Below are 18,906 nucleotides of genomic sequence, written 5' to 3' on the forward strand. Positions count from 1 at the left end.
CTTTTATAGTGTTGTTTCTCTCTCAATACATCTAAATTCTGTTTCAACTTCTTCTTGTCGCACTTGTTTCTTATTTATTTTTCCTATTAACTGCTGAAATGCTATTCCCCCATTTTCTTCGATATAACTTCCAATCGTCGTTAATGATGGGCTTATCCACTCACCCTCTATACTTCCGTTAAATCCAATGATTTGCAACTTACCTGGTATATGAATATTAAGAGTTTTCGCCGCCCTGATTAGCTCAATAGCGACCTTATCACTTGAAGCTACAATCCCATCTATGTATGGATGTTTTTGTAACAATTCAAGAAACTGTTGATTCGTATACCCTTGTACAATTTCCTCTCGATAAGAAAGTCCTTCTTTCCAAGCAGTATCTAAAAACCCTGCCACATGCTCTTCCATTTCTTCACTCTCTACTCCCTCACCGATATAAGAAAGAAACTGGCAGCCTTTCTCTTTTAATAAAGAAACAGCTTTCTGTCCACTTTCATAATAGCTCATAAGAGATTGCCTTCCCTCAAGCACAACGAAAGGAAGTGAAACTTCTCCTATACTTTGGAAAACAGATTTCGTCATTATAACGCCTGCAATGTCATTTTGTATGAACACCTCTATGTAGTTCTTCTTGTTTTCTATATTACAAACAACTACTTGATACCCTTCTTTATATGCAATTTCCTCAACGTAACGGAGCAAAGTGATGTATGATGGGTTATGCAAATTATCTACAAGTAATGCAATCATTGTTGCAGGCTGTTTAAATAAAGGTTTTGCTGTAGCATTCGGCCTATATTGTAACTCTTCAATTGCCTGTTTTACTTGTTTTACCGTATCTTCATGGACATATCCTTTTTCATTAATAACTCTTGAAACAGTTGCGACTGAAACCCCGGCCAATTTTGCAACATCACGTATAGTTGCCACATCGTCACCCCTTAATATGGTAATAGATTACAATTTTAAACTAAACCAAAATATAACATTCGTCAAGGTTATTGTTTTATATTTCTGAAAATTGTTACATAATTTACGTTTTACTTACAATTTATATTCCAGCTGAATTTCATGTGAAATCGCGATATTATCATAACCAATAAACGGAATTTCTTTTTTTATTTTTCGTGCTTCTTCCACAGCACCTACATATAGATTTGTCATGCTAAATTTACGTTTTTGATAAAAACGAAGTGCATTCATATTATCATTCGTCGTAATGAGCCAAACTTTTTTACATTCATTCTCTTTTGCCACTTGCAATGCACAATCCACCAGTTTTGTACCAATCCCCTTTCTTTCCTCAAAACTATCTAACGATACAATTTCACACATGTTTTTTATCACTTCATACGTTAAAATTCCTACTATTCCGTCATTTTCAAGCACAACAAAACCGGGTAATTCTTCTAAATGATGTACTCTGCCTCGTGAGACCATCATTGAGCTCCCCCAGTTTTTACACATAAAATCCTGAATTACTTCTTTCATTTCTGGTGTAATTTTTTGTATATGAACCATATACGATTTCGCCCCTTTTTACATCATTGTGATACAATGTTAGTGTATCATATGTAGAGGTATTTGGAGGATGAGGTAAAGTATGAAACGTTTTTTTACAGCATTGTTTACTATACTAGGTGCACTAACTGCGATTGGGATTTTCTTTACAAATAAAGTTATGTACTTGAAGAAAAAAACAGAGGAAGAAGTTTTGGAACGCGAAACAAAAAAGCATTTTCATTTGGACGATTTTAAGGCTATTCAAAAAGAAGAGGTTCACATCCCGTCTCAATTCGGATACGAACTTCACGGATATTACATGCCAGCTGGTCATTCCAATAAATTTATGATTTTTTGTCATGGTGTGACTGTAAATAAAATGAATTCCGTTAAATATGCAAATTTATTTTTAAATAGAGGATATAACGTATTTATTTATGATCATCGCCGTCATGGTAAAACAGGTGGTAAAACAACAAGCTATGGCTATTATGAAAAACATGATTTGAAGTCAGTAGTTGACTGGCTAAAAGATCGTTTCGGAACGAATATTACACTCGGAATTCATGGTGAATCTATGGGTGCTGCAACTCTTCTTCAATATGCAGGACTTGTAGAAGATGGTGCTGATTTTTATATTGCTGATTGTCCTTTTTCTGATTTTTATGGACAGTTACAACATCGTTTGAAAGTTGAGTTTCATTTACCAAAATGGCCTTTATTACCTTTAGCAAATGCCTTTTTAAAAGTTCGTGACGGCTATACAATTCGTGAAGTTTCACCAATTGATTGTATAAAAAATATTAACAACCCTGTTCTCTTTATTCATAGTAAAGATGATGACTATATTTTATCTGATATGACAAAATCACTTTATGAAGCGAAAGAAAATAATAAACAGCTTTATATTGCAGAACATGGTGCACACGCTTGCTCTTATAATGAAAATAAAGAAGAGTACGAAGATGCCATCGATCAATTTTTAAACACATATGTAAAAGAAACAAAAAACAGGCTTGCATAAGCCTGTTTTTTTACTGCGCTAAAACGTCTGTAACTTGTTCCATATTTTCAGAAATCCACTTTACTGCCTCGTCTAGCGTTGGGAATTCCGTCGTTTGAAAAGTCACCTCATCTTGAAGTAACCAAACATCTTTCGGTTCTTGGCCTACACCTGCAATGGACCAATGAAGTAAACTATATGGATGATTATCATTCAAAAATGATGCCCATGTGCGCTCATTTGCAATATTTTGTAGTGTTTGTAATTTTTTATCCATCTTTCGTCACCTTACTCTAGTCAGTTATAAAAACTATTATAACACTCTCTTCTCTCTCAAACAAAGTGCTCTTTTTATCCCGCTATTTGCGGGCAGTAAGACTCCCATCTCAAAATTCGGCTGAGGCAAAGAAGTTAGGAGGGCGATTAACTGCCCATAAACGCCCGATTGGTGAAGGCTAATAATCAGCGGGATGAACCCGCATTGATTAAAGTTTCACTTTATATTGTCAAGTACTTCCCTTGATTATATGATGAGATTAAGCGTTTGGAAAGGAGGGATAACGTTGGCAAAAGTACAAATTAAAGTAAATGATAATGGCTCTTTTCGCGTTACAGGGGACGTGGAATTAGTTGACTCACAAGGGAATGTATTCCCAGCAAAACCAGCATTTTCTTTATGTCGTTGTGGTTTATCAAAAAACATGCCTTATTGCGATGCTTCGCATAAAGGAAAATTCGAGTCTGTTGTTAGAGCACCAGAGGCAGAATAAATATTTAAAGAGCATGCACATTTATTTGTGCATGTTTTTTCTTTTGATCAAAGCCTATACAGCCCTTCCCCTTTCAACATTTCTATTACTTTCGTCCCCATTCAAACCGGCATGTATTTTCACACAATTCTTCACATTCAAATATTTTTTGCTAGCCTTTTTTCTTTTTTGTGCTATAATTTGACCAAACAGCATCCTTCGGGGTCGGGTGAAATTCCCAACCGGCGGTGATGAAGTGAAAACTTCTAAGTCCGTGACCCGTTTTCAACTCGAAAACGGTGGATCTAGTGAAACTCTAGGGCCGACAGTATAGTCTGGATGGGAGAAGGATATGTTTCTAGTTTTTTATATAGTGAATACACTTTTATTTCAGTATGCACATATATATAAATTCATTTTGAATTTATATATATGTTTAGTTTTCTATACTCATTTTTTATACTGAAATAAAAAAGAGACAACTAGCGTTTAAAAAATTTGATATCTTTGCTAGGTTTTTTCCTTATGCAAAAATGTCAATCATCGTTAGGTTTCTTTCCTATACTTTCGTATTCGAACTATATTTCTAGAAATCACGTCTCCCAAACCCCAAGGATATTAAATCCTTGGGGTTTTTTGATTTTTTTAGGAGAGGTGAAGAGAATGACAGATCAAGAATATATGAGGATTGCCTTGCAGTTAGCACAAGGGACATCAGGACAAACGAGTCCAAATCCTATGGTTGGTGCTGTCGTTGTAAAAGATGGAAACATCGTCGGTATGGGTGCCCACATGCGTGCTGGTAAAGAACACGCAGAAGTTCATGCCCTTCAAATGGCTGGTGAGAATGCAAAAAACGCTACCGTTTATGTAACACTTGAACCGTGTAGCCACTTTGGAAAAACACCACCTTGCTGTGAATTGCTCATCGAAAAGAAAGTTAAGCGCGTTGTCATTGCTACCCTTGATTGTAACCCGCTCGTTTCTGGTAATGGAAAAAGGAGATTAGAGGAAGCTGGAATCGAAGTAACTACCGGTGTTCTTGAATCAGAAGCAGTTTTATTAAACCGCTACTTTTTTCACTACATGAAAACGAAACGTCCATTTGTAACAATAAAAACAGCGATGAGCTTAGATGGAAAAACAGCAACTGTAACTGGTGAAAGCAAATGGATTACAGGTAAAAAAGCACGAGCTGATGTTCACCTGTATCGCCATACTCATGATGCGATTCTTGTAGGGGTGAATACAGTTGTAGCTGATAATCCTCATTTAACAACAAGAATTCCTAACGGGGGTAAACATCCTATACGCGTTATTTTGGATACCCATTTACGAACGCCACCATCTTCCCATGTCATGACAGATGGTTTAGCACCGACATGGATTATTGTCGGTAAAGATGTAAATAAAGAGAAAATAGCTTCTTATGAATCTGAAAATATAGCTATATTCCAAATGAAAACGAAACAAATTGAAATCCAAGATGTCTTATACCTACTCGGCGAGAAACAGATACTTTCTCTTTTCGTCGAAGGTGGTCAAACAGTGCATGCAAGTTTCTTACAATCAAACAATTTCAATGAAATTGTAACGTATATAAGCCCAAAGTTAATTGGTGGAAAAGATGCACCTACTTTATTTGGCGGATCTGGTTTTTCAAAATTACAAGATGCACTTTCCTTAACAATTCAAGAGATGAAACAAATTGGTAATGATATAAAAATTGTTGCAACCTTAAAAAGCGAGGTGACGGAATGTTTACAGGAATTGTAGAAGAGTTAGGAACAATATCAAGCATGACTCAAAGTGGTGAAGCAATGAGGCTAACTATTAGCGCAAATCAAATTTTATCAGATGTCAAGTTAGGTGATAGTATCGCGGTTAACGGCATTTGCTTAACAGTAACTACTTTTACGACTACTTCATTCACTGTTGATGCAATGCCTGAAACGATGAAATCAACATCACTTCGCCTGCTTAAATCACACTCTAAAGTAAATTTAGAGCGGGCCATGGCTGCAAATGGACGATTCGGTGGACATTTCGTTTCAGGACATATTGATGGCATCGGAACAATTTTAACAAAAAAACAACATTACAATGCCATCTATTATAAAATAGCAATTTCTGATGAATTACTACGCTATTGTTTGCATAAAGGATCCGTTGCTGTTGATGGAACGAGTTTAACGATATTTGATATAGACGATTCTTCTATTACCATTTCACTCATCCCGCACACAGTAAGCGAATCTGTTATCGGGGACAAGAATGCTGGAGATATCGTAAACATTGAGTGTGACATGATTGGTAAATATATCGAACGCTTTATTACTAAACCTGTAAAAAGAACAGATTCAATGACCGAAAGCTTTTTACAAGAAAACGGATTTCTATAAGGGGGAAGCACAATGTTTCATCGTATTGAAGAAGCTCTAGAAGATTTAAAACAAGGAAAAGTCGTTATCGTATGTGATGATGAAAACCGAGAAAATGAAGGCGATTTTATTGCTTTAGCAGAGTACATTACACCAGAAACGATTAATTTTATGATTACACACGGTCGTGGTCTCGTTTGCGTACCGATTACGGAAGGGTACGCAGAACGTCTACAGCTAGAACCAATGGTTTCTCATAATACGGATTCGCATCATACTGCCTTTACAGTAAGCATCGATCACGTTTCTACAACAACAGGCATTAGTGCTCATGAGCGTGCTACAACAATACAGGAATTATTAAATCCCGCATCTAAAGGAACGGATTTTAACCGCCCTGGACATATCTTTCCATTAATTGCGAAAGAAGGTGGCGTCCTTCGCCGCGCAGGTCATACAGAAGCTGCTGTTGATTTAGCAAAACTTTGCGGAGCTGAGCCAGCTGGCGTCATTTGCGAGATTATAAATGAAGATGGGACGATGGCACGTGTACCTGATTTAATACAGTGTGCAAAACAATTCGATATAAAAATGATTACAATTGAAGATTTAATTGCTTATCGCCGCCATCACGAAACACTTGTGACGAGAGAAGTGGAAATTACATTACCTACAGATTTCGGTACTTTTCATGCAATTGGCTATTCTAACTCATTAGATATGAAAGAACATATCGCGCTCGTAAAAGGTGATATTTCAACAGGCGAACCTGTACTTGTACGCGTTCATTCTGAATGCTTAACAGGAGATGTATTTGGTTCGTGCCGCTGTGATTGCGGACCACAGCTACATGCTGCACTTGCTCAAATTGAAAGTGCAGGAAAAGGTGTTCTTCTCTATATGAGACAAGAAGGACGAGGCATTGGCCTTCTTAATAAGCTTCGCGCTTATAAGTTACAAGAAGAAGGGTTAGATACTGTAGAAGCAAATGAAAAACTTGGGTTCCCAGCTGATCTTCGTGATTACGGTATTGGCGCTCAAATTTTAAAAGATTTAGGCTTACAAAGTTTACGATTATTAACGAATAATCCACGAAAAATTGCTGGCTTACAAGGTTACGATTTAGAAGTAACCGAGCGTGTACCGTTGCAAATGCCAACAAAAGAAGAAAATAAAACGTATTTACAAACGAAAGTAAATAAATTAGGACATTTACTAAACTTATAATTAAGGGAGAGATAAATTATGGTATTCGAAGGTCATTTAGTTGGTACAGGATTAAAAGTTGGGGTTGTTGTTGGGCGCTTTAATGAGTTTATTACAAGTAAGTTACTTGGCGGAGCTTTAGATGGATTAAAGCGTCACGGTGTAGAAGAGAATGATATTGATGTTGCATGGGTTCCTGGTGCATTTGAAATTCCTTTAATCGCTAAAAAGATGGCAAATAGCGGAAAATATGATGCTGTTATTACATTAGGTACAGTAATTCGCGGTGCTACAACACATTACGATTACGTTTGTAATGAAGTAGCAAAAGGTGTTGCGTCTTTATCACTACAAACGGACATTCCAGTTATTTTCGGTGTATTAACGACAGAAACCATTGAACAAGCGATTGAACGTGCAGGTACAAAAGCTGGTAATAAAGGATATGAATCAGCAGTTGCTGCGATTGAAATGGCTCATTTATCAAAACAATGGGCTTAAAAAAAAGAGGCTGTGGCCTCTTTTTTTTATTTTCTCACCTTTTTTCGTACATCTTCTATTAATTCATCCATCGTTTTTCCTTCTGTTTTTATACGAAGAGTTTGTGCTGTTCTCCACACATTTTCTCTTTTTTCCGCTTCTTCTATAATAGAAATTTCCTTCCTCACTTCTTTTAAATCTTTTCCTTCTGTTTCAAGTCCAAAATGTTCAGCTTTCGTTCGAAAATGCTGTTCAATTCTTTGTTGCATTTCTTTTTGTTCAGGATTTTCAGCCGCCTTAACTGGATCAGCACTTATCGCTTTTATTAAAATCAGACAAGTCATAATGGCTAATATGTATTTGTACATGTAAAATCCTCCACCCCGATATAAATTACATTTTTACTATGTACAATTGAGGCTTGGAAAATTCGTCCACAAAAATTATTTTTCTCGTCCAAAAGCGACTACTATCAAGCGTTAATGGACTTTTATTACATTTTATTTACAAAAAAAGCAAACCCTTTAAAGAGTTTGCTTTTCATCTATTTTATAGCGCACATTCTTCAATCTCAAATCCTAAATCTTCAATCATACCCCAGTCCGCAGTCGGCTCTTGTCCAGCTGTTGTTAAATAGTCACCGACAAAGATAGAGTTTGCTGCAAATAGACCAATTGGCTGTACAGAGCGTAAATTAAGTTCTCGGCCGCCTGAAATACGAATTTCTTTTGTTGGATTTACAAAACGCATCATCGCCAGCACTTTTAAACATTCTACAGGTGTTAATTCTTTTTGTCCTTCAAGCGGAGTACCCTTTACAGCAACAAGGAAATTACATGGGATAGAATCCGCATCTAAACGTTGTAATTCAAATGCAATTTCAGCGCGCTGTTCAATCGTTTCTCCCATTCCGAAAATTGCCCCAGAGCATGGAGAAATACCGGCTTGCTTCGCTTTTTGGACTGTATCAACACGATCGTCATACGTATGCGTTGAACAAATGCTATCATAATTGTTGGCATGCGTATTTAAATTGTGGTTATAACGATGCACACCAGCTTCTGCTAACTGACCTGCTTGATCTTCATTTAAAAATCCTAAACAACAGCAAATCTTTAAATCTGTCGTTTCACGAATTTCCTTAACTGCTCCAATAACGTGATTTACTTCTTTATCCGTCGGACGACGACCAGATGCAACAATACAATATGTACCTGCTTTACGTCTAATTGCTTCGTGCGCTCCTTCAACAATTTTCTCTTGTGTTAACCATGCATACTTATCAATCGGTGCTTCTGAAATAATAGACTGTGAACAATACCCGCAATCTTCAGGACATAATCCAGATTTCGTATTTATAATCATGTTCAACTTTACTTTCTTACCAAAATGATGATGGCGAATGATGTAAGCTGCATTCATAATTTCTAAAACCTCTGCATCATCAGCTTCTAATATTGCAATTGCATCTTCTTTCGTAATCATTTTCTCTTCTACTACGTCGTATGCAAGTTTTTTCCAATCCCTTTTTGTTTGTACTTGTTTCATTTCATCTCTTCCCCTCTTTTGTTATATACGTAAATAAAGCATGATATGTTGCTACTATCCCTTCTTTTTCCGTGAAGTCTCTTTCGTATATACGAAGCATCGTACGAAAGAGTGAAGGGCTTTGACAATAAGACTCTTCATTACTATTGGTCGCTCCTATTTTTCGAATAGAATGTAGGAACTCCCTAACTTCTGCAAAACTCTCTATGTAACATGTTTCAGAAACATGCACATCCCCTGTTTCTATCTTGCATATATGAAGCAACTGATCTTTCGAATAAAAACGTTGACCAATCAAAGTTTCATTTTGAATATTTTTTTCCTCTTTCGCTCGCTGAAACGAAGCATGGAGCTCTTGAAAAGTTTCTTGTCCAAAGGTGGAAAAGAGTACTATCCCATCTGTAGACAAATGATGAAATAAATTTCTTATCACTTGTTTTACATTGTTAAGCCATTGAAATGTGGCATTTGAAATTATGACATCATACGATTCTTCTAATCGTAAACTTTCGATATCCTCACAGTGAAACGTTACGTTTTCGATATTTTGTCTAGTTTTTGCAACCGCAATCATACTTTCAGCAAAATCAACGGCTGTAATTTGTGCTTTTGGAAATAACTTTGATAATTGCTCTGTGACATAACCTGTCCCGCATCCAAGTTCTAAAATACGTATTGATGATGTTTCACTATATCGCCGCTTCAATATAGAAAGTAACGAATGTGCCATCTTTTTTTGTACGTTTGCATATTGATCGTAGGATACAGCTGCCCCGTTAAACCGTTTTTGCAGTAACGTTTTGTTGATCATGTCGTATCCCCTCTACAAATTGGATAATTTCATTTGCGCAATATTCAAAATTCGTTACACATAATGCATGACCCGCCCCGCTTACTACTTTTAGCGTAGCATTCGTATTCTCCGTCATATTATGAGCTGCGGATAATGGACATATCACATCCTGTTCTCCATGAAGAAGTAACAACGGGACTTTGATATCTGTTAATTCGTTTCTCATATCTGTTTCTATTAAATAATCTAAGCCTAATTGTAAAGACTGAATCGAGTCCCCTTTAAAATTCAGCGCAATCTCTTTAAAACTCGTATTCTCCTTCAGCTCATTTTTTGTAAACATATTTTCATAGAACCGCTGTAGCGTATCTTCTTTCTTTCTCGCCAAATTCTTTTTCAACCGTTCTACATGCAAAGAATTCCATCCGCTCGTATAGTCGCTCGTATTTGTAAATTTAGCAGTACCACCAATTAGTACAATACCTTTCGCCTTAATCTTTTTATAAGCTTGAATTGTCGCTAATGCTCCTAATGACCATCCAACTAAAATTACATTTTCATCACGTGCTACATCTATTATTCGTCCCACAAATTCACTTTTCTCTTTCACGTTACGCCAATCTATGCATTGAACAGGATATCCTTTAAAATACGGAAGTACTAAAGTCCAAACACCTTCTTCCATTCCCCACCCAGGAATAAAAATAATCTTTAGCTCTTTCATACTGAAAACCCCTCTTCTTTACCAATGCGTATAATATGCTGAATGGCCCATTTTAAATCCGCCATTGTATGTTGTGACGTAACTGCAAAGCGAATTCGGGAACTCCCAACCGGAACAGTTGGCGGACGAATTGCAATGGCTGCGATACCTACCTCTTGTAATCTTTCACTAAACCGTAAAGCATTTTCATTTGAACCGACTACAATTGGTACAATATGAGTTGAGCTATTCCCAATATCAAAACCAGCCTCTCGTAAATGAGTCCTGAAATATGCACCATTCGCTATAAGGTTCTCTCTTCTTTCGTTATCTTCTTTTACAATCTCAATTGCTTTTTGCACTGCTCCTAACGTTCCTGGTGGTAAAGCTGTAGTAAAAACAAAGCTTCTCATCATATTTTGTAAGTACTCTATATAAATTGCATCACCTGTTAAATACGCACCATAACACCCTAAAGCCTTACTAAACGTCCCCATATGTATATCAATTTTTTGAGCAATATCTTTTTCTATATGAGCTAATCCAGCTCCGCCGATTCCATATATTCCACTCGCATGCGCTTCATCAACTATAATGATTGCCCCGTATTTCTCTTTAAGTTGCACTAAGCCTCTCAAGTATGCAGTATCACCATCCATACTAAAAACAGTATCAGTTACGATTAATTTCCTCTTTTCAGGTGACGCTATTTTCAACATCTTCTCTAAATGATCCAAATCATTATGACGATACCTCTTATGTTCTGCTCCGCTTAATATAATTCCATCAACAATACTTGCGTGATTTAATTTATCACTAAAAACAATATCGTGACGACCAGCTAAAGAAGATATAGCACCTACATTTGCTGTATACCCACTATTTACGATTAACGCTCTTTCAGTACCTTTCCAGTTGCATATACTTCTCTCCACCTCTTCATACAGTGGATAATTTCCTACAACGAGACGAGAAGCTGTCGCTCCAGTTCCATATATTTTTGTACACGCAACAGCAGCTTCTTTTAACCTTTCATCTCCAGCTAACCCTAAATAATTATTTGACGCTAAATTTAGCATCCTTTTCTCATTTCGAATAAGCCATGTCTCTTCCGCTTGCTCTGTCACATGCAAATTACGATACTGCCCTTGCTCTCTTAATTGTTCTATTTTAGAGTGAAGGTGTGTGTGCCACATTTGATTCATTTTGAATGAACTCCTCTAATTTCGAGATCATAATATGTTCTTTTGCAGATTCTAATACTTCTTCCCGAGTAAATTCACCTGTAAAGAATGGTAATAAACCTAAAACCGGTACTCCGCTTAACTCTTCAATCATCTCTTTATTTTCTTGCACTCTTTCCATTTCACACTCTTTACAACCAGATAAAATTACACCTGCTACTTTTAAACCATGTGCCTTTGCATAAGAAATTGTTAAAACAGTATGATTCACTGTTCCTAGCGTAGGACGCGCTACTACAATTAGAGGAAGCTGTAATTCTTTTGCAAAGTCAATCACTAAAGCATCTTCTGTATATGGGACTGCAAGCCCACCAGCCCCTTCTACAAATAGATTATTAAACTCTTTTAGTAGTTCATTATAGTGCTCAGTAATTTCTTTTAACGTTACTGTCCTTCCAGCTCTTTTCATAGCAAGTCTCGGAGCAAGTGGTTCTTCAATAGAATACGGACAAATTTCTTCTTCTCTTGTCGATACACCCGATAAGGCTTTTAACCTTGCTGCATCTCCCTCTGCATTTGATGCAACGTGTCCGCTTTGCAACGGTTTATATACCCCTACGTTATATCCCAACTCTCTAAATACACCTGCTAACGCACCTGCTACCACAGTTTTCCCAACTTCAGTATCTGTTGCTGTTATGAAAAAACCACTCATTATTCTTCCTCCGTAACATCCGAGATTGCTTTATATAAAATGCGTAACATCTCATCAATTTCAGCAATTGTAGATGCAAGAGGAGGCATAAATACAATGGTGTTACCAAGCGGACGTAAAATCATGCCTAACTCTCTTGAACGTTTACACACTTGAACACCGACTCTTTCTGTCCATTCAAACGATTCTTTCGTTTCCTTATTTTTCACAAGTTCAATACCAATCATTAACCCGCACTGACGAATATCACCTACGTGCTTATATTCATTAAGCGCTTCTAATTGCCCCGCTACATATTCTGTTTTATGCGCAACAGATTCTATTAAATTAGTTTTTTCATATAGTTCTAGATTCGCAATTGCTACCGCACACCCTAACGGATTACCTGTGTAACTATGCCCATGGAAAAATGTTTTTTGTTCCTCATACTCTCCTAAGAAGGCATTATATATTTCGTCTGTCGTTACCGTAACAGCAATTGGTAAATATCCACCTGTTAAACCTTTCCCAGCTGTTAAAATGTCCGGCGTCACATTTTCATGTTCACACGCAAACATTTTCCCCGTACGCCCAAATCCAGTCGCTACCTCATCTGTAATAAATAAAACATTATATTTTGTACATAAATTACGTAGCCCTTTTAAATATCCTTTTGGCATTGTAATCATGCCTCCAGCACCTTGCATTAAAGGTTCTACAATAATTGCTGCAATTTCTTCATGTTTTTCTTTCAACAATTCTTCCATTTCTTCTAAATGCTTATTCACAATTTCTTCCTTGTCATTTCCATAAGGAGAACGATATGTATACGGATACGGCATTTTAATTGCCTCAAATAATAATGAACTATACACTTGGTGAAACAAGTCTATTGCTCCTACTGAAACTGCTCCAATTGTATCACCGTGATACGCTTCTTTTAATGTAACAAATCTTTGTTTTCTCGGTTTCCCTTTGTGCTGCCAATATTGAAAGGCCATCTTAATTGCAATTTCAACAGCTGTCGAACCAGAATCTGAGTAGAATACTTTCTTCAAACCTTTTGGTACAACATCGATAATTTTTTCTGCTAATAAAATAGATGGAACGTTAGCAAGTCCTAACATAGTAGAATGTGCAATTTTATTTAATTGTTCACGAATTGCCTCATCTAGTTCCGGTACTTGATGCCCATGAACATTTAACCAAATAGACGAAACACCGTCCCAATATTCATTTCCGTTCACGTCGTATAACTTTCTTCCCTCTCCACGTTCAATAATGACAGGATCTTCTTCTAAATAATCTTTCATTTGTGTAAATGGATGCCATACGTAATCTTTATTCCTCTTCGATAATTCTTCATATGTATAAGACGTTTTTTTACTCGTGTTACTATTAACAGTCACAATTGCCACCCCTAATGTTAACTTGTTTATAAATATAGTTAACATTAAAATTAAATAACTGTCAATTATTTTTAAATCAAATAGTTCTTAAAAAAGAACAACTTATCATACGATAAGTTGTCCTACTTTCCATGTTGTATCTTGCCAATTTCTAAAATAATCTCTTCATCTTTTTTACCTTCTGTATCAATTCCAAGTTGTTTTGCATGCTCAATTAATAGATCGTGGCGCTTCTCAAATCTTGCGGTATTTACTTCTTTCGCAACCTCTTCTTTTGTTTTCCCATCAGTAGAAACTCCTAGTTTCGCAGCTGCTTTTTCCATCGATTTCTTCTCTTCAGCTTCTTTCACTTTCTTCACTTCTGACTGCTGTATTTGCTTTTGTTTCGACTGCTCTGATTCAGCTGCAAAAGCTGTGTAAATTCCAGCACTTCCGCCAACGACTAGTAAGGTGGTAAAAAGAATTATTTTTTTCTTCACTCTTTCCTCCCCTTTCAAATTCATTATAACGCACATTTTTACAGTATTAAAAACATTTCTCCTTTATTCCCCTAAAAAAATATCGAATATTTTTATTGACATGTATGATGAATATATGATAAAAATTTAACTAACATCATATGAATCGGCGTTGATAGGATTTAGTAGTATTTCGATTTCTGATTTCAGAGAGCTGGTGGTCGGTGCGAACCAGTACAGAGCGATTTATGAATTACCCCCTGGAGCTTCTTTTACGAAACGTGAGGAGTAGTGAAAGACGGTTATAGACCGTTATGTCTAAAGAGTGGTGAAACGACACTGTTTCACAATTTAGGGTGGTACCGCGAATTTTTCGTCCCTGCATATATTGCAGGGGCGTTTTTTATTTTATTAGCGCATATCATATGACCCTTTATTTTGTGATACATTCATTTCACAAGCTAGGGTGGTACCGCGATTTCTTCGTCCCTGCATAATTATATGCAGGGACGTTTTTTTATCCAATCATTTCCGTATCATATAGAAGTATTGACAATTACCGGTAATTTGTCGCAAAATTCTAAAATTTAGAAGGAAATAAACAATATTGGCGAATTTTATATAAAAAAGAGCTATTTTAGATTATTTAGGAGGGAAAAACAATGGTTTCAAAAATGGAATCTGTTCTTTTAACAATTTTTATCTTTTTCTGTATTGGTTTTAGTGTTATTCAATTAGAAGTTTCACCACACATCCCAATTTTATTTGGTATCGTTCTTTTATTAGCATTTGGATTTATGAAAAAAATCTCTTGGTCTACTATGGAAAAAGGAATGATCAGTAGTATTTCAGCTGGTATTCCATCAATATTTATTTTCTTACTTGTTGGCGTATTAATTAGTGTTTGGATCGCAGCTGGAACAATTCCAACTTTAATGGTATACGGCTTCCAACTTGTATCTCCAAAAATTTTCGTTCCAACTGTTTTTGTTGTTTGTGCAATTGTTGGAACGAGTATCGGTAGTGCGTTTACAACTGCTGCAACTGTAGGTCTTGCCTTTATGGGCATGGGTAGTGCTCTTGGATACGATCCAGCTCTTATTGCTGGTGCAATTATTTCTGGTGCATTCTTTGGGGATAAAATGTCTCCTTTATCTGATACAACAAACTTAGCTCCAGCTGTAACGGGTGTAGATTTATTTGAACATATTCGTAACATGCTTTGGACGACAATTCCAGCTTTCATTATTGCTTTTATTGCATATTTCATTTTAGGAAGTGGATCTGGAGGCAATGTTGATTTCACATCCTTTATTAGCACGTTAGAAAAAAATGCAACAATTTCTATCATTACACTTATTCCAATTTTATTACTGTTCCTATTCGCATTTAAAAAGGTTCCAGCAGTTCCAACATTACTTGCAGGAATCGTAGTAGGGATTATTATTCTCTTTATTTTTAAACCTAGCACTTCTTTAGCTGATTTAATGAAAATTATGCAGGATGGTTACGTTTCTAAAACTGGTATAAAAGATATTGATAGCTTATTATCTCGCGGTGGTTTACAAAGTATGATGATGTCAATTGCTCTTATTTTCCTCGCTCTTTGTATGGGTGGCTTACTACAAGGAATGGGCATTATCACGCAGCTTATGAATATCATCTCTAGCTTTGTAAAATCAAGTACACGCTTAATCATCTCTACCGCTTCCACTGCAATTGGTGTGAACTTCTTACTCGGCGAACAATACTTATCCATCGTTTTAACAGGACAAGCATTCGCTAACAAATACGATGAAATCGGTTTAGAACGTCGTAATTTATCACGAGTATTAGAAGATGCAGGTACAGTTGTTAACCCACTCGTACCATGGGGTGTAAGTGGCGTATTCTTAACAAACGTCCTTAGCGTTCCAACATTCGATTATGTTCCATACGCAATCTTCTGTTTAGCCTGTCCAGTCTTAACAATTATTGTTGGTTTCACTGGATTTGGTCTTTCATGGAAGAAAGAAAAAGCAGTACCAGTTTCATAATATATACGTAAAAAAAGGATTACCGATTACGGTAATCCTTTTTTTACAATACTTTACTATCTATTTGCTTTCTTTCTTCTAAATAACATAAGTAATCCCGCTCCAACAAACGCAAGACCCGCTCCTATTGTAGAAGCAACACTTGCACCTGTTTTCGGTAAATCACGTTCCTCTTTATCTGCTTCTTTATTTTCACTTACAGTTTCTTTTGTATTTTGATTATCCGTTGTAGTTTGTCCAGATCCTGCGTTGTTTCCATCTTGTTTTGGTTCATTTCCATTATTACCTTCATCTGTTGGCGGTGCCGTTGGATTCTCCCCATTATTTCCATCACCTGTTGGTGGTGTCGTTGGATTCTCTCCATTATTTCCATCACCTGTTGGCGGTGTCGTTGGATTCTCTCCACCAGTTTCCTTATCACCGTCGTTCTTCTTCGTTATATCAATTGCATATTTAGCGAATTCATTTTCAGATGGTCCAACATATGATATTTTTCCATCTTTCTTTATATATTTTTGTGCATTTGGTGAAGAATCAAATGTTGTATTTAATTTATCTGCAATAATCGGTTTAAACGCCCAATTTTGATCTGCTGCTGGATTAATAACTGGTGTTTCTTGCATATACTTCACAATAATTTGACGCGTTTCATCTTGTGATTGGTATACAACCTCCCCTTTACTTACACCAGGGAACGTTTGGCTACTTCCACGATAGTTATTTGTAGCAACGATAAACTCTTGGTTGTCAGCTACAGGCTTACCTTCATACGTCATATTTACAATACGATTCGTATTTGCATTTACAACTTTTCCATCTTTATCATATTTCGCCGGCTGCGTCACATCAATTTCGTATTTTAAACCATCTAAAACATCAAAATTATATGTAGGATAGCCTATATTTACTAGTGGCTGTTCTTCTGTTTTCTTTGGATCAATTTGATTAAATTGACCTGCAGACATTTCAAGCCATTCTTTCACTTGTGCTCCACTTACTTTTACAGCATATAATGTATTTGGATATACGTATAAATCTGCAACGTTTTTAATCGCTAAAGTTCCAGCTGGAATATCAGTATAATATGTAGCACCGTTTCGGCCACCTGCTTTAAATGGTGCCCCTGCAGATAAAACTGGAATTCCTTTATACTTACTGTATTGTCCATTTTCAGCAAATAACTTCTCAACATACCATTTTTGTGCATTTGTCACAAGTTGCACTGAAGGATCATCTTGTACTAATGAAAAATAACTATTGATTGGCGCTGTCGTTTTACCTACAGCTGTATTTACATAATCGATTGTCGCTTTATGATCATCTTTAATTTCATTAACTAGTTTTTGATCAGATTCTACTAATGGATTACCTTTACTATCAGCGATCGGACGAAGTTGTGGCTTCGATTGCTCTTTTTGTACTTCCCATTTTCCGTTTACCTTTTTCAATTGCATATCAATAATACCTAAGTTACTGCCAAAAACACCAGGCATTACAACTGGAACACCATTAAATACATCCTTCACTTCAGTATGTGAATGTCCCATTAATACTGCATCTACACCCGGAACCTCTGTTAAATAATACGACGCGTTTTCCATTCCAACGTTGTATCCACTCTTATCAACACCTGAATGAGCTAACGCAACGATAACGTCTGCACCTTCTGCTTTCATTTTCGGTACCATTTTCTTAGCTGTTTCAACAATATCTTTTGCTTTAACTTTTCCTTCTAAATTTGCTTTATCCCAATTCATAACTTGAGGTGGAACAAATCCCATTACACCAATTTTCACCTTTTGTTTTTGACCTGATTCATCTTCTACTTCTTTTTCAAAAATATGATATGGTTTAAAGTAATTTTGGTCGTTTTCTTCATTATTATCTTTATCGTCTTTATAGACGTTCGAATTAATAACCGGGAATTCTGTTTTACTAATTACTTTGTTTAAATAATCTAAACCGTAGTTAAATTCATGATTCCCAAGAGAGATGACGTCATACTTCATTAAATTCATTAAACGATATAATGGATGTACATAACTAGGATCAACTGGCTTCTGCGGATCATTTATTTTATTCGCTACATAATCCCCAAGTGGCGTCCCTTGTAATGCATCCCCATCATCAAATAGGACAGAATTCTTCGCTTCTTCACGCGCTTTATTAACAAGTGTTGCAGTTTGCACGAGACCTACTTTATTATCTGTTTTCGTTTGATAATAATCATAATTCATTAAGTTAACGTGAATATCTGATGTTTCTAAAATTCGTAAGTTAACTGTACTCTCCCCAGCTTTTTCCTCTGCATGAGCTGTTGTCGGCAACACTTGCGGTGCTATAACGCCAATTGCAAGTGTTGCTCCAGCTAGCATTTTTTTTGACTTTTTCACAAAAAATCCCCCTTATACAATTACCAAAGAATAATGAAATGAATTTCTATCTGTCTCTAACCACATACCTTTTTTCTTCTATTAAAGACACGATTTTCATTTCATCCTGCGCTAACGAGTAGTCCCCTTAAACGCCTGATTGATGAAGACTAACAATTAACGGGAGATAAAGCTCCCACTAAGTAGATTTTCACCTTATCTGACATTATCATATCTAAAGTTCTTTCCTACCGTCAATATTTTTTGACACACTTCTACAAATTTTCTGTAAAGTTATTGTAAAATTTTCATAAACATATAACATGCCCTTACATTGCTTATACTGCTGAATATGATACAATTACCAATTACAAGGAGGATGAATTT

The 18,906-nt window shown here is 36.3% G+C and carries 19 protein-coding genes, 1 riboswitch and 1 other annotated feature; of the genes, 7 read left to right on the forward strand and 12 right to left on the reverse strand.

Going from position 1 to position 18,906, the window contains the following annotated elements:
- Nucleotides 1-3: 3 nt before the first annotated feature.
- Both QUF93_RS21720 and QUF93_RS21725 read right to left on the reverse strand, forming a co-directional pair.
- A complete protein-coding gene (locus QUF93_RS21720; RefSeq protein WP_002122276.1) occupies nt 4-930 on the reverse strand; it encodes a LacI family DNA-binding transcriptional regulator in 927 nt (308 codons plus the stop codon).
- 114 nt (nt 931-1,044) lie between these two features.
- On the reverse strand, nt 1,045-1,521 hold the full coding sequence (locus tag QUF93_RS21725; protein ID WP_289360155.1) for a GNAT family N-acetyltransferase: 477 nt from the start codon (nt 1,519-1,521) through the stop codon (nt 1,045-1,047).
- A gap of 82 nt (nt 1,522-1,603) precedes the next feature.
- On the opposite strand from QUF93_RS21725, the gene QUF93_RS21730 reads away from it, so the two are divergent.
- The gene (locus tag QUF93_RS21730; RefSeq protein ID WP_002014993.1) at nt 1,604-2,527 is read left to right on the forward strand and encodes an alpha/beta hydrolase; all 924 of its coding nucleotides are present in this window, start codon (nt 1,604-1,606) and stop codon (nt 2,525-2,527) included.
- Nucleotides 2,528-2,537: 10 nt separating this feature from the next.
- Here the strand turns inward: QUF93_RS21730 and QUF93_RS21735 are convergent, their stop codons facing one another.
- On the reverse strand, nt 2,538-2,783 hold the full coding sequence (locus QUF93_RS21735; RefSeq protein ID WP_002111659.1) for a DUF2552 family protein: 246 nt from the start codon (nt 2,781-2,783) through the stop codon (nt 2,538-2,540).
- A 286-nt stretch (nt 2,784-3,069) separates the two neighbouring features.
- Here QUF93_RS21735 and QUF93_RS21740 point away from each other — a divergent pair, with 286 nt between their 5' ends.
- From QUF93_RS21740 to ribH, 5 genes are all read left to right on the forward strand, one after another.
- Complete coding sequence (locus tag QUF93_RS21740; protein ID WP_001151582.1) at nt 3,070-3,276, forward strand: CDGSH iron-sulfur domain-containing protein; 207 nt, start codon at nt 3,070-3,072, stop codon at nt 3,274-3,276.
- A 190-nt stretch (nt 3,277-3,466) separates the two neighbouring features.
- Nucleotides 3,467-3,610, forward strand: a riboswitch (FMN riboswitch).
- A gap of 308 nt (nt 3,611-3,918) precedes the next feature.
- Nucleotides 3,919-5,031, forward strand: a complete 1,113-nt coding sequence (ribD, locus tag QUF93_RS21745; protein WP_289360156.1) for a bifunctional diaminohydroxyphosphoribosylaminopyrimidine deaminase/5-amino-6-(5-phosphoribosylamino)uracil reductase RibD — start codon at nt 3,919-3,921, stop codon at nt 5,029-5,031.
- A complete protein-coding gene (gene ribE, locus QUF93_RS21750) occupies nt 5,013-5,657 on the forward strand; it encodes a riboflavin synthase (protein WP_289360157.1) in 645 nt (214 codons plus the stop codon). The genes ribD and ribE overlap by 19 nt, the downstream gene beginning before the upstream one ends.
- Nucleotides 5,658-5,669: 12 nt before the next feature.
- Nucleotides 5,670-6,863 carry a bifunctional 3,4-dihydroxy-2-butanone 4-phosphate synthase/GTP cyclohydrolase II gene (gene ribBA, locus QUF93_RS21755; RefSeq protein WP_289360158.1) on the forward strand — a complete coding sequence of 398 codons (1,194 nt, stop codon included), beginning with the start codon at nt 5,670-5,672 and terminating at the stop codon, nt 6,861-6,863.
- A gap of 18 nt (nt 6,864-6,881) precedes the next feature.
- Complete coding sequence (gene ribH / locus QUF93_RS21760) at nt 6,882-7,343, forward strand: 6,7-dimethyl-8-ribityllumazine synthase (RefSeq protein ID WP_000230892.1); 462 nt, start codon at nt 6,882-6,884, stop codon at nt 7,341-7,343.
- Between the two features lie 26 nt (nt 7,344-7,369).
- Here ribH and QUF93_RS21765 read toward each other — a convergent pair whose 3' ends face one another.
- The 8 genes from QUF93_RS21765 to QUF93_RS21800 all read right to left on the reverse strand — a co-directional run bounded on the left by QUF93_RS21765 (nt 7,370) and on the right by QUF93_RS21800 (nt 14,132).
- The gene (locus QUF93_RS21765; RefSeq protein ID WP_289360162.1) at nt 7,370-7,690 is read right to left on the reverse strand and encodes a hypothetical protein; all 321 of its coding nucleotides are present in this window, start codon (nt 7,688-7,690) and stop codon (nt 7,370-7,372) included.
- A 181-nt stretch (nt 7,691-7,871) separates the two neighbouring features.
- The gene (gene bioB / locus QUF93_RS21770) at nt 7,872-8,870 is read right to left on the reverse strand and encodes a biotin synthase (RefSeq protein WP_289360163.1); all 999 of its coding nucleotides are present in this window, start codon (nt 8,868-8,870) and stop codon (nt 7,872-7,874) included.
- A 1-nt stretch (nt 8,871) separates the two neighbouring features.
- The gene (gene bioC, locus QUF93_RS21775) at nt 8,872-9,681 is read right to left on the reverse strand and encodes a malonyl-ACP O-methyltransferase BioC (protein WP_289360165.1); all 810 of its coding nucleotides are present in this window, start codon (nt 9,679-9,681) and stop codon (nt 8,872-8,874) included.
- A complete protein-coding gene (locus QUF93_RS21780) occupies nt 9,647-10,387 on the reverse strand; it encodes an alpha/beta fold hydrolase (RefSeq protein ID WP_289360166.1) in 741 nt (246 codons plus the stop codon). Before QUF93_RS21780 ends, bioC begins: the two co-directional genes overlap by 35 nt.
- Complete coding sequence (bioF, locus tag QUF93_RS21785; protein WP_289360167.1) at nt 10,384-11,571, reverse strand: 8-amino-7-oxononanoate synthase; 1,188 nt, start codon at nt 11,569-11,571, stop codon at nt 10,384-10,386. Before bioF ends, QUF93_RS21780 begins: the two co-directional genes overlap by 4 nt.
- Nucleotides 11,537-12,265, reverse strand: coding sequence for a dethiobiotin synthase (gene bioD / locus QUF93_RS21790; RefSeq protein ID WP_289360168.1), 729 nt, complete (start codon nt 12,263-12,265; stop codon nt 11,537-11,539). Before bioD ends, bioF begins: the two co-directional genes overlap by 35 nt.
- The gene (gene bioA, locus QUF93_RS21795) at nt 12,265-13,698 is read right to left on the reverse strand and encodes an adenosylmethionine--8-amino-7-oxononanoate transaminase (protein WP_289360169.1); all 1,434 of its coding nucleotides are present in this window, start codon (nt 13,696-13,698) and stop codon (nt 12,265-12,267) included. Before bioA ends, bioD begins: the two co-directional genes overlap by 1 nt.
- Nucleotides 13,699-13,775: 77 nt before the next feature.
- A complete protein-coding gene (locus QUF93_RS21800) occupies nt 13,776-14,132 on the reverse strand; it encodes a hypothetical protein (protein WP_289360170.1) in 357 nt (118 codons plus the stop codon).
- A 142-nt stretch (nt 14,133-14,274) separates the two neighbouring features.
- Nucleotides 14,275-14,495, forward strand: a binding site (T-box leader).
- 278 nt (nt 14,496-14,773) lie between these two features.
- Between QUF93_RS21800 and nhaC the strand changes: the two genes are divergently transcribed.
- Entirely contained in the window at nt 14,774-16,147 is a 1,374-nt protein-coding gene (nhaC, locus tag QUF93_RS21805) for a Na+/H+ antiporter NhaC (protein WP_289360171.1), read from the forward strand.
- Nucleotides 16,148-16,203: 56 nt separating this feature from the next.
- On the opposite strand, the gene cpdB is transcribed toward nhaC, so the two are convergent.
- Nucleotides 16,204-18,540 (reverse strand): bifunctional 2',3'-cyclic-nucleotide 2'-phosphodiesterase/3'-nucleotidase, encoded by a 2,337-nt coding sequence (gene cpdB, locus QUF93_RS21810; protein WP_289360172.1) that lies wholly within the window; start codon nt 18,538-18,540, stop codon nt 16,204-16,206.
- Nucleotides 18,541-18,906 lie beyond the last annotated feature (366 nt).

It is taken from the genome of Bacillus hominis, from assembly GCF_030348325.1.
GTDB lineage: Bacteria > Bacillota > Bacilli > Bacillales > Bacillaceae_G > Bacillus_A > Bacillus_A hominis.